This window comes from Kribbella sp. NPDC054772 (genome assembly GCF_053611945.1).
In genome coordinates this window covers 53,154-67,182 of the sequence record NZ_JBSHBJ010000019.1, presented here as the reverse complement: position 1 = coordinate 67,182, position 14,029 = coordinate 53,154, and the positions used below count along the sequence as shown (strand labels likewise).

The window sequence follows — 14,029 nt, the reverse complement described above, 5'->3', positions numbered from 1 at the left end:
CGAAATGGTTGGTGAGGGCTCAGAGAGAGCTTCAGATGGCCTCGAGGTCGCGTTCGATGGCCGCCAGCTCCTCCTCGGTGCCTTGGACCTTGGGGCCGGTGAACCAGCGGCGGGCCGACAGGAACCAGCACGCCGCGGCGAAGCCCAGCACCACCAAGACGACGATCGGGGTGTAGTTGAACGTACTACCGGTCACCGGGCTGACCTGCGGCAGCATGAAGAGGATCGTGATGAAGCAGACCCAGACGATCGCGATCACGCCGATCGGACGGCTCCACCGGCCGAGGTGCCACGGGCCGCGCTGGAACCGGTCGCCCTGGAGCAGCCGGAGCAGGGTCGGTAATACGTAGGCGATGTAGAGCCCGATCACCGCGATCGACGTCACCGCGGCGTATGCCGTCGCGTTCCAGAGATAGGGCAGACCCAGCACGAAGGCACCCCCGGCGGCCAGCCAGATCGCGTTGGTAGGTGTGCGGGTGCGGTGGTTGATCTTGTGCCAGAACTTCGAGCCGGGCAGGGCGCCGTCCCGGGAGAACGCGTAGATCATCCGCGAGTTCGCCGTCACCGAGGACATCCCACAGAACAGCTGCGCGCCGATCACGACCAGCAGCAGGATCTTGCCGGTCACCGCACCGACCGCGTCGATGAAGATCTGCGCGGGCGGTACGCCGGTCGAGCTCTGGTGCAGGCGTAACTCGTCGTCGGTCATGGTGGTGGGCTGGGTGATGGGGTGGGTGGCGGGCTCGGTCCGGTCCTCGTTGCTCACTGCGGCCTCCTGGGAAAACAGCCGTGCGCCTCAATGGTCTCCCCCCAGACCTTTAGGCCATTGAGGCAGCCGGCCGGACGGCTGTCAAGGAGTCGGGTCCGGGATTGACAGCGGCCGGTGTGGTTGAGTCAATGGACTGGAAGCAGACCATTGACCCCGGGAGTGGCTGTGCTGGGTGTGCAGGAGTTGCGGAGGCTGGTCGAGGCCGGCGAGGTCGACACCGTACTGGTGGCGATCACCGACATGCAGGGGCGGTTGCAGGGGAAGCGCTGCGGGGCGCGGTACTTCCTCGAGGAGGTGCTGAAGCACGGCACCGAGAGCTGCAACTACCTGCTCGCCGTCGACGTCGACATGAACACCGTGGACGGCTACGCGATGTCGTCCTGGGCACGCGGGTACGGCGACATGGTGATGGCCCCCGATCTGGACACGCTCCGGCTGGTGCCCTGGCTCGAAGGCACCGCGCTGGTGCTGTGCGACGTGCAGTGGCTCGACGGTACGCCGGTACTCGCCTCGCCGCGGCAGGTCCTCCGGGCCCAGCTCGATCGCCTCGCCGAACGCGGACTACGCGCGTACGTCGGGACCGAGCTCGAGTTCATGGTCTTCGACGACACCTTCGAGTCCGCCTGGGACAACCGCTACCGCGACCTCACGCCCGCGAACCAGTACAACGTCGACTACTCACTCCTCGGCACCTCCCGGATCGAGCCGCTGCTGCGCGACATCCGCAACGGCATGGCCGGCGCCGGCCTCTACGTCGAGTCCGCGAAGGGCGAGTGCAACCTGGGCCAGCACGAGATCGCCTTCCGGTACGACGAGGCGCTGGCGACCTGCGACAACCACTCGATCTACAAGACCGGCGCGAAGGAGATCGCGGCGAAACACGGCAAGAGCCTCACGTTCATGGCGAAGTACGACGAACGCGAGGGCAACTCCTGCCACATCCACCTGAGTTTCCGCTCCACCGACGGCGACCCGGTGCTCGCCGGCGATCGCGACCACGGGTTCTCGCAGCTGATGGAGCACTTCATCGCCGGCCAGCTCGCTTGCCTGTCCGAGTTCACTTATCTGCTGGCGCCGAACATCAACTCCTACAAGCGGTTCGTGGACGGCAGCTTCGCCCCGACCGCGGTCGCGTGGGGGTTGGACAACCGCACCTGCTCGCTGCGCGTGGTCGGTCACGGCGACTCGTTGCGGGTCGAGAACCGGCTGCCCGGTGGCGACGTGAACCCGTACCTCGCGGTGGCCGCGCTCATCGCCTCCGGCCTGCACGGGATCGAGCAGGAGCTGGAGCTCGAGCCGCTGCTAGAGGGCAACGCCTACGAGTCGGACAAGGAGCACGTCCCGGCCACGTTGCGCGAGGCCGCCGCACTGTTCACTGGCTCGAAGCTCGCCCGGACGGCGTTCGGCGACGAGCTGGTCGACCACTACGCCAACGCCGCGCGCGTCGAGCTGGACGCGTACGACGCCGCCGTCACCGACTGGGAGCGGGTCCGTGGTTTCGAACGTCTCTAGGCGCCCCCGGATCGGCATCACGACGTACCTGGAGCCGGCGGCCTGGGGGATCTGGCAGCGGGACGCCGCGCTGCTCCCGAAGGTGTACCTCGATGCGGTGGTCGCGGCCGGAGGGGTGCCGCTGCTACTGCCTCCCGCCGGTACCGATCCGTCGGTACTGGAGATTCTCGACGGACTGGTGATCGCGGGCGGGTGCGATGTCGACCCCGGCGCGTACGACGCGACGCCGCACCCGGAGACCGTCGACACCCGGCCCGGACGGGACGAGCACGAGGCGGTCCTGATCCGCGCGGCGCTCGACCGGGAGCTGCCGTTGCTCGCGATCTGTCGCGGCCTGCAGATCCTGAACGTCGCGCTCGGCGGCACGCTGCATCAGCACCTCCCGGAGGTCGTCGCGCACGACGCACACCGGCCCGAGCCCGCGGTCTTCGGCACCACCGAGGTGAAGGTCGAGCCCGGAACGCTGACCGCCGAGATCCTCGGCGAGCAGGCGGTCGGCAGCTGCTTCCACCACCAGGCGCTCGATGTCCTCGCACCGGGCCTGAAGGTCACCGCCCGCGCGGGCGACGGCACGATCGAGGCGGCCGAGGTGGAAGGCCACGCCTTCGCGCTCGGGGTGCAGTGGCACCCGGAGGAGACTCTCGACGACCTGCGGTTGTTCACCGCGCTGATCAGGAAGGCCCTATGACGTACGACGTGATCAACCCGGCCACCGAGAAGGTCATCCGGACGATCGAGCTCGCCTCGGAGCAGCAGACGGACGCGGCGATCGAGCGCGCCGCGAAGGCCTTCGAAACCTGGCGGAACGTGACGCCGGCGGATCGCGGACTGCTGCTGCGCCGGTTCGCCGCCGCGGTCGACGCGGACCTGGAGAACCTCGCCGCACTGGAGGTCGAGAACGCCGGCCACACGATCGGCAACGCCCGTTGGGAGGCCGGCAACGTCCGCGACGTGCTGACGTACTACGCGGCCGCGCCGGAACGCCTTTTCGGAAAACAAATTCCGGTTGCCGGCGGCATCGATGTGACCTTCCAGGAACCGCTCGGTGTCGTCGGCGTGATCGTTCCGTGGAACTTTCCGATGCCGATCGCGGGTTGGGGTTTCGCGCCCGCGCTGGCGGCCGGGAACACCGTCGTACTCAAGCCGGCCGAGCTGACGCCGCTGACCGCGATCCGGCTCGGGGAACTGGCCCTGGAGGCCGGCCTCCCGCCCGGCGTGTTCGAGGTGCTGCCGGGCAAGGGAACCGTTGTCGGACAACGGTTCGTCACGCATCCGGCGGTCCGGAAGGTGGCGTTCACCGGGTCGACCACGGTCGGGAAACAGATCATGGCGGGCTGCGCCGACCAGGTGAAGCGGGTGACGCTGGAGCTCGGAGGAAAGTCCGCGAACATCGTTTTCGCCGACGCCGATCTGGAGAAGGCGGCCGCGCAGGCGCCGTACGGCGTGTTCGACAACGCGGGGCAGGACTGTTGTGCGCGGTCGCGGATCCTCGTGGAGCGGTCGGCGTACGAACGGTTCATGGAACTGCTCGAACCCGCGGTGAAGAAGTTCCGCGTCGGCGATCCAGCTGACGAGTCGACTGAGATGGGTCCGTTGATCTCGAAGGCACAACTCGAACGAGTCGCTTCGTACGCCGAGGACTGTGCGTTCCAGGGAACAGCACCCAGCGGGCCCGGGTACTGGTTCCCGCCGACCGTCCTGGCGCCGGGCTCCGAGCGCGCACAGCGAGAGGAGATCTTCGGGCCGGTCGTCGCGGTGATCCCGTTCGCGGACGAGGCCGACGCGCTGCGGATCGCGAACGACTCGGAGTACGGGCTGTCCGGCTCGATCTGGACCCGGGACGTCGGTCGCGCGCTCCGGGTCAGCCGCAGTATCGAGGCCGGGAACCTGTCGGTCAACTCCAACGCGTCGGTGCGGTACTCGACACCGTTCGGCGGTTACAAGCAGTCCGGCCTCGGCCGGGAGCTCGGTCCGGACGCGCTGGCCGCGTTCACCGAGACCAAGAACATCTTCATCAGCACGGAGGACTGAATGGACGTGAAGGCGCAGCGGCTCGAGGGCCGGGTCGCGGTGGTGACCGGCGGCGCGAGCGGGATCGGCCGGGCCACGGTACGGCGGTTGGCCGCGGAAGGCGCGCACGTCGTGATCGGCGATCTCGAACCGGCCGCGGGCAAGAACGCGGCGGACGAGGTCGGCGGGCTGTTCGTGGCCACCGACGTCACCGATCAGGTCGCGGTGGAGAACCTGTTCCAGCAGGCCGTCGACACCTACGGCAGCGTGGACATCGCGTTCAACAACGCGGGCATCTCGCCGCCGGACGACGCGTCGATCCTGGACACCGGTCTGGAGGCCTGGCGCAAGGTCCAGGAGGTCAACCTGACCTCGGTGTACCTGTGCTGCAAGGCCGCGATCCCACACATGCAACGGCAGGGCAAAGGGTCGATCATCAACACCGCGTCGTTCGTCGCCGTGATGGGCGCGGCGACGTCGCAGATCTCGTACTCCGCCTCGAAGGGCGGCGTACTGGCGATGAGCCGGGAGCTCGGCGTCGAGTTCGCGCGGCAGGGAATCCGGGTGAACGCGCTCTGCCCTGGCCCGGTCAACACGCCGCTGCTGACCGAGCTGTTCGCGAAGGACCCGGAGCGTGCGCAGCGCCGGCTCGTGCACGTCCCGATGGGCCGCTTCGGCGAACCCGAGGAGATCGCCGCCGCGGTCGCCTTCCTGGCCAGCGACGACTCCTCCTTCATCACCGCCAACACTTTCCTGGTCGACGGGGGAATCTCCGGCGCCTACGTGACTCCCATCTAATGTGGAGGCATGGTCGTTCAGGCAGATGACGCGGTGTTCCGGCCGGTGCGGGCCGGGAACCCGTTCGAGGAGACGGTCGAGCGGTTGCTGCAGGCAATCAAGCTCGGCGTCGTCGTGCCCGGCGACCGGTTGCCGCCGGAGCGCGAGCTCGCGGCCCGGCTGAACGTCAGCCGGGTCACGCTCCGCGAGGCGATCCACGCTCTCACCGAGGCCGGGTACGTCGAGTCGCGCCGCGGCCGGTACGGCGGCACATTCGTCAACGAGCGGTTGCCGAAACCCCGTCGTACGACGGCCAAACGGCGCGCCCGGGATCTCGCCGACGGACTGGACGACGCGCTCACGCTGCGCTTCGTGCTGGAGACGGGCGCCGCCGAGGCGGCCGCGTCCCGGGACCTCACCGACGCCGAACGCGACCATCTCGAACGCTGCCTCGCCGACACGTCGGCAGCCCGGCTCACCGACTACCGGCGCCTCGATTCGCGCCTGCACCTCGCGATCGCCGAGGTGACCGGCTCGCCGTCGCTGACGTCCGCGATGGCCGACGTCCGGATGCGACTGAACGAACTGCTGGACGCGATCCCGCTGCTGGAGCCCAACATCGAGCACTCCAACGACCAGCACCAGGCCGTCGTCGACGCGATCCTGGCGGGCGACCCCGGCGCCGCCCGCCGCGCGATGCACGAGCATCTGGCCGGCACCGAGGCCCTCCTCCGAGCGTTCCTCGCCTAAGAAACGGCCTAGCCCTTCAGGCCGCTGTTGGCGACCCCCTCAATCACGTAGCGCTGGACGACGATGTACAGGATCAGCACCGGTACGGCGGCCAGGGTCGCGCCGGCCATCACCACCGGATAGTCGGTCGTGTACGCACCCTGCAGCGTCGCGAGACCTGGCGCGAGCGTCATCTTCTCCGGGCTGAACAGCACGAAGACCGGCCAGACGAAGTCGTTCCAGGCACCGAGGAAACTCAGCACCGCAAGCGTCACCAACGCGGGTTTGGACAGCGGCAGCACGATCCGGGTGAAGATCGTCCACGAGTTCGCGCCGTCGATCAGCGCGCTCTCCTCCAGCTCCCGCGGGATCGCCAGGAAGAACTGCCGGAGGAAGAACACACCGAACGCGTTGGCCGCACCGGGCACCACCAGCGCCCAGTAGCTGTCCAGCCAGCCGAGGGTGCTCATCGTCAGGTAGTTCGGCATGAAGAAGATGAAGCCCGGGATGAACAACGTCGCGATCAGCGTGCCGAAGAGCAGGTTGCGCCCCCGGAACCGCATCCGGGACAACGCGTACGCCGCCATCGACGCGACCACCAGCACCAGGAGCATGTGCAGGATCGAGACCGCGAACGAGTTCGCCAGCCACAGGTAGACCGGGTTCGCCGCGTCCGCGAAGATCAGCTTGTAGGCCCGCAGCGTCCATTCGCTCGGCATCACCTTGATCGGGATCGACCGCGCGTCGGACTCGGTCTTGAACGTGGTCAGCAGCATCCACAGCATCGGCAGGACGAAGATCAGCGAGATCAACGTCATCGCCACGTAGGTCAGCGGCCCGACACGGGACCGCGAGTACGCGCGGCGCCGGTGCCCGCCGGGTCCCTGGTCGGGCGTGTCCGATTCCTCGCCGACGTACGCCTTGGTCGTGGTCGTCGTCACTTGCGCTCCCTCATCAGCAGGAAGTTGGCGATCGAGACCAACCCGAGGACCAGGGCCAGCAGGTAGCTCATCGCGGCCGCCGTACCCATCCGGAAGCCGCGCAGGCCCTCGTTCGTCATCGCCATGATGGCCGTTGTCGTACTGTCACCCGGGCCACCGTGGGTCAGCAGGTACGGCTGCCCGAACAGGTTGGCGCTGGCCAGCACCGTCGTGATCAGCACGAAGACGAACACGTTCCGCAGGCCCGGGATCGTGATGTGCCGGAACTTCCCCCAGCGGCCGGCGCCGTCCAGCTCGGCGGCCTCGTAGAGCTCCTGCGACAGCGACTGCAGGCCGGCCAGGAAGATCACCGCGTTGAAGCCGATCGTCCACCAGACCGTGCAGATCAGGATCGTGATCCACGCCTGCGGCTGGCTGGTCAGCCAGGCGATCTTGCCGATCCCGAGCCCCGAGAGGATCCCGTTGACGACACCGACCTCGGGGTCGAACAGGTACCCGAACAGCACCCCGACCACGGCAACCCCGAGCACGAACGGCGTGAAGATGATCGCCCGGAAGAACGTCCGGCCGGGGAACTTCTTGTTCAGCAGCATCGACAGCAGCAGCGGGATCGACACCAGGAACGGCACGCTGATCAGCACGAACAGGAACGTGTTCTTCATCCCGTTCCAGAACGGGTGGAAGATCACCGAGGTGGAGTCGAACAGGTCCTTGTAGTTCTGCAGCCCCACCCACGGCTTCCCCTGGAGCATGAAGTCCCAGTTGTGCAGGCTGATCCAGATCCCGAAGACCGCCGGGAACACCAGGAACGCCAGCAACAGGATCACGAACGGCGCGACGAACAGGTACGGCGTGATCGGGCGGTAGTGCCGCAGCGTCGGGCGGCTCATCGCCGCCGGACGCCCCAGGACGGTGGCCATCACCCGTACTTCTTCTTGTTCGCTTCCAGGATCTTGTTGCCCTTGTCCGCCGCGGCCTTGAGCGCGTCCGCGACCGGCTGCTTACCGGTCATCGCCAGGCTCACGCCCTTCGACCACTCGGGGTCGGTGTCGGACATGCCCGCGACGTTCGGCGGGAAGTGCGCCCAGTCGATCATCTTCTCGAACTGCTTGACCTCGGTGTACTGCTCGAACTCCTTCGACTCCCGGACCGACTTGCGCGCGGGCACCATGCCGGCCTCGGCCCAGCCGACCGAGTGCTGGCTCATCCAGTTCACGAAGAACCGGGACGCGTCCGCCTTGTTCTTGTCGTTGCTGGTCTGCCGCGGCAGCGTGAAGCAGTGCGACCCGGCCCAGGTCTGCTGGTCGCCACCGAGCAGCGGGACCGGCGCGCAGCCCCAGTCCAGGCCCTTGGCCTGCTTGCACGGCGTCACCATCCACGGGCCGACGATCATGAACGCGGCCTTGTTGTTGCTGAACGACACCCAGTCGCCGTCACCAGCGGCGTTGGCCGGCGAGTACCCGTTGTCGATCAGGCCCTTGAAGAAGCTGATCGAGTCGATCGCCGGCTGGTCACCGAAGCCGGTCTTGGCACCGTCGTCGCTGATCATGTAGCCGCCGCTCTGGAAGATCATCGACTGGGCGATCAGCCCGCCGACGCTGAGCGCGCTCACCCAGTAGCCCTTGATGCCCTTGGACTTGCACTTGTCCAGGACGGCCATGAACTCGTCCTTGGTGGTCGGCGGCTTGGTGGGATCGGCGCCGACCTGGGTCAGCACCTTCTTGTTGTAGTACAGACCCGCCGGGTGGATGTCGAGCGGAATGGCGTACTGCTTGTCCTGGTAGTGCGCGGACTTCCAGACCGCGTCGGCGTAGTCGGCGGCGGTCAGGTTCAGGCCCTTGACGACGTCGTCGATCGGCTGGATGACCCGCCGGGCGGCGTTCGTCGCGATGTCCGCGGTGTGCATCAGGCAGATGTCGGGCGCCTTGCCGCTCTGGACCGCGGCCGGCAGCTTCTGGAAGAGGTCGGCCCAGGCGATCGAGGTGGTCGTCACCTTGATCTTCGGGTTGGCGTCCATGAACTTCTGGACCAGTTTCTTCATCACCGGACCGTCACCACCGGTCAGACCGTTCCAGTACTGCAGCTGGACGTCCGGTCCGTTGTAACCGTCGGCGCCTCCCTTGCCGGTGGCGGCGGCGCCCGCCTGACCGGGGCCTTTGCTGCCACCGCACGCGGCGAGCGACAGACCGGCCGCGGCAGCACCGGCGGCACCTAGCACTGTCCGGCGGCCGAGCCGCACGGAATCGCGAGAATTCATCGTCAGGTCCTTTCTGGGGATCAATGACAAGCGAGCCGAATGCAGTGCCAGGACGCCGGTGGCATGGCGACGTCCAAGGCGCAGTCGGTGATGCCCGACGTACCCGGGTGCGGGACCACCCGGTCGGGCGCATCCGAGGAGTTGGCCGCGTAGCGGTCGTCCTCGGCGAGGACCAGATGTTCGGTCAGCCGGACGTCGCCGAACGCACCGAGCCGGAGTTTCCAGGAGGCAGGGTCGGTCAGCGATTGATTCACAGCGAAGATCGTCAGCTCGCCGGCCTCGGGATCGTGGGTGGCGACCGCCCAGACCTGCTCGACCTGCCCGTACGCCGGGGTGTCGACCTGACCGTGGTCGCCGGCGAGCCGCAGGACCGTACCGCGGGCGTACTTCGCGGTGAGCGCGAACGGATGGAAGATCGTCTGCCGCCACGCGGCTCCACCGGCGACCGTGAGGATCGGCGCGATCGCGTTCACCAGTTGCGCTTGGCAAGCAACACCGACGCGATCGGTGTTGCGCAGCAGCGTGATCAGCAACGACCCGACAACGACCGCATCGAGTGCGTTGTAGACGTCCTGGATCAACTCGGGAGCCTCGGAGGCCGTACTGCGTTCCTCCTCGCGCTCGCCGTGCCGAGCGGCGAACCACACGTTCCACTCGTCGAAAGAGACGTTGATCTGCTTGCCCGAGTGGCGTTTAGCGGCGACGTGATCGGCCGTGGCCACCACGCCACGGATGAAGCGATCCATGTGGGTCGACGACGCCAGGAACGAGGCCTCGTCGCCGTCGACCGGTTCGTAGTACGCGTGCGCCGAGATGAGTTCGACGTCGTCGAAGCAGTGCTCGAGGACGACGCGTTCCCACTCACCGAAGGTCGGCATCGTGGTGTTCGACGAGCCGCAGGCCACCAACTGGAGATCGGGGTCGAAGGTCTTGTACGCCCGCGCGACTTCCTGCGCGAGCCGGGCGTACTCGAGCGGTGTCTTGTGCCCGATCTGCCACGGGCCGTCCATCTCGTTGCCGAGGCACCACAGTCGCACGTCCCACGGTTCGGCGTACCCGTTGCCGACGCGTTGGTCGGCGTACCGGGTTCCGGCCGTGCCGTTGACGTACTCGAGGTAGTCGACCGCCTCGGACAGGCCGCGGTTGCCCAGGTTGACGGCAAGCATCGGCTGGATGCCGATCCGATTGCACCAGGCAAGGAAATCGTCGGTGCCGACCTGGTTGGTCTCGATCGATTTCCACGCCAGGTCGAGGACCCGGGGCCGCTGTGCCCGCGGGCCGACGCCGTCCTCCCAGCGGTAGTTGGAGACGAAGTTGCCGCCGGGATAGCGGACCACCGTCGCGCCGAGTTCACGTACCAGTTCGGCGACGTCGCCGCGGAAACCGTCGGTGTCCGCGGTGGGGTGGGTGGGCTCGTAGATCCCGGTGTAGACGCAGCGTCCGAGATGCTCGACGAAGGTCCCGAACAACAGGGGGTTGACCTGACCGACGGTGAACGCCGGATCAATCGTGGACGTGATCAATGGGCAGTCCTCACACGACTTCCAACGATGTAACCGCTGAGGTGCCAGGAAGTTTGCACCGCGCGCAAACGGCCTGTCAACGGCTCGGCAGCCAGAAATTTCTATCGTTGAACTGGCGTGACCTCAGCGCGCCTGAGTTCGGTTCGCCCGCTGCCGCTCCGCGAGCGGGATCGCCTCGAGTGCCCCCAGATCAAGGGTTCCGAACGTGTCGACGAAGCGCGACAACGGTTCCACCTCGGCGACCGAGCACCACGGCAGCCAGACGTTGGAGCCGCTGACCACCAGATCGCTGAGTCCGATCGCCTCCTCGACCAGACCGGGTACGGCGTACCCCTGCGACTGGCCCGGAAGCTCGGTGGTCCGTACGCCGGCCGTCAGGATCGTGAGCGCGACATCGCGATAATGCGTATCCCCGGTGAACAAAAAGATCCGGTAGAAGTTCCAGCTCTGGTAACAGATCCAGTTGTCGATGCCCGAATGTCCCGAAGCAATGAACGACAGGCCGAAGGCGCCGTCGCGCGCATACGAACGGCGTGGTGTGGTGATCCGCCAGCGCCACGCGACCAGCCATGTCTCGGTGAAATCGGCGGCCCGTCGGGCGAGGTCGAGCCAACGATCTTCGCCGGTGAGGTCGTACAGCGCAAGGCTTGCGTTCAAAGCCATCCCGCCGGCCTCTTTGTCGAGGACGTTCGGATTGTCGGCCGTCCCACCGATGAACTGCCAGTCCTTCGTGTTGGCGACGTACCACTCGCCGGCAGCGATCGCGGCCTGGCGATAGCGGTCGTCCCCGGTCAGCGCGGCGGTGCTGCAGAGGAAGCGGATCGGGTGCGAGGTGTTGGTACGGGCGTCACTCGCGACCGACCCGTCCTGGTTGTAGGAACGGGCGAACGACCCGTCGGCGTACTGCTCGCGGACCAGGAAGTCCGCGAAGCCGGTGACAGCCTTCTCCCACGTGGCGACAGGCTCGCCACGATCCCGCATCAGCCGGCAGGCGTCAACCATGCCGTCCATTCCGTCGGATGCCACCCGGAGGAAACCCTGGTACCAGTCCCGCCAGCGTGGCTGGTCGCCGTCGATCCACAGGCGCACGAGTCCGTTCGGCAACGGTGCCTCGGTGGCCCAGAAGTCCAGGATTTCCTGGCCTTTCGCCTGTCGCGCCGGGTTACCGTCCCGTAGACCGCTGCGCAGAAGCTGAAAGCCCGCAGGCACCTGCTGGCCGACGAAGCCCATCATGTAGCTCACGGCATCGGCCTCACCGCTGTCGAGGCGAGACCTGAACGGCAGCCCGGGTTTGCCGTTGTACCGGGCGACTTGGCTGTCCAGCAGCGCCAGTCCGGACTCGTGAACCTGCCGGTTACGGTCCTTCAACGGCGTGACCTTGAACAGCTTCCAGTGGTCACGCCAGGCGTCGCGCGCCGCGGTCGCGAACGTCTCGGACTCCGCGGCCGCGATGCGCACCTGGTACTTGTGCGTGAACCCAGGACGCGCCGGGTGACTGCGTCGCGTCCATTGCCCGCCGAGATAGGTGATACCCCCTTCGCTGCCGGGATACGCGAGCGCCAACGCGGTCTTGTGATCCGGAGACTGGTGTACGCCGAGCGATGCGAACTGCACGTCCTCGTGGATCCACCAGGCGTTGGAGTTCTCGGGGTAGAGACCGTTGGTCGCGGTCCGCGGCGCGGCGTCGAGATGCGCCAGCGTGATCGTCCGACCGCTCTGACGATTGCGCAGCGCGGCGAACGGCAGCGTCATCCGCATCTCGCGCACGAGAATCCACTCGGCGGCGTCGTTGCCCGCGATCCCGCCGCCGATCCCCGCGGTACTGCCCGCCCGGATCGCCGGGAGCAGCAGGTCCTGCTCGCTCAGCGGACCAGCAGTTGCCGGCAGGATCTCGAGACTCGACGCGAATCCCATCTCCTGCAGGGGATTCGGCGCGACGGCCGTGACGGATCTGCTGAGCGTGACGGCGGAACCGTCCGTCCGCCATTCGTCGTGGAACTCGTAGCGCCCACCGGTCGCGGCGGTGATCTGCCCGACGCCGGACGCACGCCCGTCGGCGACGACGAGCGAGGCGTACCCGGCTGCCGACCGCACCGGCGCATCGCCGACCTTCACCTCGATCCGGAGCGGATCCCGACACTCCCAGACGACCTCGGTCCCGGCCACCGCACGGATCCCGGCGAGGCCGCCGGCGGACGCCGAAGTCTTCTCCAGTGTCAGCGGTGTCGAGGCGGCCATCGGTGCCGCCTCCGCCGGCAGACCGTCCTGGAGCGGGAGCGCCGCCGCCGCACCACCGGCAGCAGCCGCCATCACGAAGGATCGCCGCGAAACATCCATCTCTTGCTCCTCATCGACGGGGGCGTTCGACAGACAGTGAGAGGTGGGATTCCGGCGTCACCTTCGCACGGCGCTGTGCATCGATGCAAGAGTTCACGACGTCTCCGCCGCGACCGCCGGCCCGGCGCGCGTCAGCTCGAGGCGCGGACGACCAGGCGGAACGGCGTGAGCGTCCGGGTGAACTCGTACGGCATCGGATGGCCGTCGATCTGGTCGACGAGCAGCCCGATCGCACGCTGCGCGAGCTCGTCCAGGTCCGGTGCGATCGTGGTCAGCGGCGGGTCGGAGAACCTGCTCATCACGATGTCGTCGATCCCGGCGATCGCAATGTCGTCGGGAACCGTCAGCCCGCGGTCCCGGATCGCTCGGAGAGCGCCGTGCGCCAGGCTGTCGTTGAACGCGAAGACGGCCTCGGGCGGCCGCGCCCGGCGACGCAGCAGCGCCGAGATCTCGCGGTACGCCCCCTCGGCCGACCACGGCTCGGGAAAGTCCAGGCTGAGCAGCCGACCGAGCCGAGCTCCCGCCATCGCCTGCCGATAACCCTCGAACCGCAGTCTGGCGGTCTCGGTGTCCTGATTGCCGAACGCCAGGATGCGGTGATGCCCGCGGTCGATCAGATGCTGTACGACGGTGCGCGCCGCGGCCACGTTGTCGATCCCGACGTGCGGCGTGTTCGCGACCGGCGGCGATTCCCCGAGCAGCACCGTCGGGAGGTCCGGGTTGCCCTCGTGATCAGCGGCGACCGCGTTGACGAGCACCCCGTCGACCATCTTGGTGAGCGACCCCTGGAGGATCTCGCGTTCGATCTCGGGGTCGTTGCCGGTCGTCTCGATCAGCACGTTCAGCCGATGCTCGCGGGCCGCCTTGATCACGCTCTCGGCCAGCGCGGCGAAGTACGGCTCGGCCAGGCTCGGGACGACCAGCGCGACGAACCCGGTGCGCCCCGAGCGGAGGCCTCTGGCCAGGTAGTCCATCTGGTAGCCGAGCTCGTCGAGCGACTTCTGCACCCGGGCGCGCATCTCGTCGCTGACGTAGGCGTAGTTGTTCACGACGTTGGACACCGTGCGCGGAGAGACCCCGGCATGCGCGGCCACGTCCTTCATCCGCACCCGGCGAGCTCGACGTTGCGCCACGCCCGCATCATGCCACGAAAGCGACGGATTCTCTTGCATCG

The 14,029-nt window shown here is 67.6% G+C and carries 12 protein-coding genes; 5 read left to right on the top strand and 7 right to left on the bottom strand.

All coding sequences use genetic code 11. The features are described from left to right. Positions 1 to 31: 31 nt before the first annotated feature. Positions 32 to 766 (bottom strand): amino acid permease, encoded by a 735-nt coding sequence (locus tag ACWGID_RS26300; RefSeq protein ID WP_452200849.1) that lies wholly within the window; start codon positions 764 to 766, stop codon positions 32 to 34. A gap of 168 nt (positions 767 to 934) precedes the next feature. Between ACWGID_RS26300 and ACWGID_RS26295 the strand changes: the two genes are divergently transcribed. Genes ACWGID_RS26295 through ACWGID_RS26275 form a run of 5 tightly spaced genes read left to right on the top strand, consistent with a single transcriptional unit; the run spans position 935 to position 5,818 of the window. After that, positions 935 to 2,281: a glutamine synthetase family protein gene (locus ACWGID_RS26295; protein WP_452200847.1), complete on the top strand. Its 1,347-nt coding sequence runs from the start codon at positions 935 to 937 to the stop codon at positions 2,279 to 2,281. Next, complete coding sequence (locus tag ACWGID_RS26290) at positions 2,262 to 2,969, top strand: gamma-glutamyl-gamma-aminobutyrate hydrolase family protein (RefSeq protein WP_452200845.1); 708 nt, start codon at positions 2,262 to 2,264, stop codon at positions 2,967 to 2,969. Before ACWGID_RS26295 ends, ACWGID_RS26290 begins: the two co-directional genes overlap by 20 nt. Beyond that, complete coding sequence (locus tag ACWGID_RS26285; protein ID WP_452200843.1) at positions 2,966 to 4,312, top strand: aldehyde dehydrogenase family protein; 1,347 nt, start codon at positions 2,966 to 2,968, stop codon at positions 4,310 to 4,312. Before ACWGID_RS26290 ends, ACWGID_RS26285 begins: the two co-directional genes overlap by 4 nt. Continuing rightward, positions 4,313 to 5,089: a 3-oxoacyl-ACP reductase gene (locus ACWGID_RS26280; protein ID WP_452200841.1), complete on the top strand. Its 777-nt coding sequence runs from the start codon at positions 4,313 to 4,315 to the stop codon at positions 5,087 to 5,089. It begins immediately after the preceding gene. 9 nt (positions 5,090 to 5,098) lie between these two features. Beyond that, the gene (locus ACWGID_RS26275; protein ID WP_452200839.1) at positions 5,099 to 5,818 is read left to right on the top strand and encodes a FadR/GntR family transcriptional regulator; all 720 of its coding nucleotides are present in this window, start codon (positions 5,099 to 5,101) and stop codon (positions 5,816 to 5,818) included. 8 nt (positions 5,819 to 5,826) lie between these two features. Here ACWGID_RS26275 and ACWGID_RS26270 read toward each other — a convergent pair whose 3' ends face one another. The 6 genes from ACWGID_RS26270 to ACWGID_RS26245 form a co-directional block, all read right to left on the bottom strand. Further along, positions 5,827 to 6,738, bottom strand: a complete 912-nt coding sequence (locus tag ACWGID_RS26270; RefSeq protein ID WP_452200837.1) for a carbohydrate ABC transporter permease — start codon at positions 6,736 to 6,738, stop codon at positions 5,827 to 5,829. Continuing rightward, entirely contained in the window at positions 6,735 to 7,658 is a 924-nt protein-coding gene (locus ACWGID_RS26265; protein WP_452200835.1) for a carbohydrate ABC transporter permease, read from the bottom strand. Before ACWGID_RS26265 ends, ACWGID_RS26270 begins: the two co-directional genes overlap by 4 nt. Then, a complete protein-coding gene (locus tag ACWGID_RS26260) occupies positions 7,658 to 8,995 on the bottom strand; it encodes an ABC transporter substrate-binding protein (RefSeq protein WP_452200833.1) in 1,338 nt (445 codons plus the stop codon). Before ACWGID_RS26260 ends, ACWGID_RS26265 begins: the two co-directional genes overlap by 1 nt. Before the next feature lie 20 nt (positions 8,996 to 9,015). Then, positions 9,016 to 10,518, bottom strand: coding sequence for an arabinosylfuranosidase ArfA (arfA, locus tag ACWGID_RS26255; RefSeq protein WP_452200831.1), 1,503 nt, complete (start codon positions 10,516 to 10,518; stop codon positions 9,016 to 9,018). Positions 10,519 to 10,641: 123 nt separating this feature from the next. After that, positions 10,642 to 12,855, bottom strand: a complete 2,214-nt coding sequence (locus tag ACWGID_RS26250; protein WP_452200830.1) for a twin-arginine translocation signal domain-containing protein — start codon at positions 12,853 to 12,855, stop codon at positions 10,642 to 10,644. Positions 12,856 to 12,986: 131 nt separating this feature from the next. Beyond that, the gene (locus ACWGID_RS26245) at positions 12,987 to 13,988 is read right to left on the bottom strand and encodes a LacI family DNA-binding transcriptional regulator (RefSeq protein WP_452200828.1); all 1,002 of its coding nucleotides are present in this window, start codon (positions 13,986 to 13,988) and stop codon (positions 12,987 to 12,989) included. Positions 13,989 to 14,029: the final 41 nt, after the last annotated feature.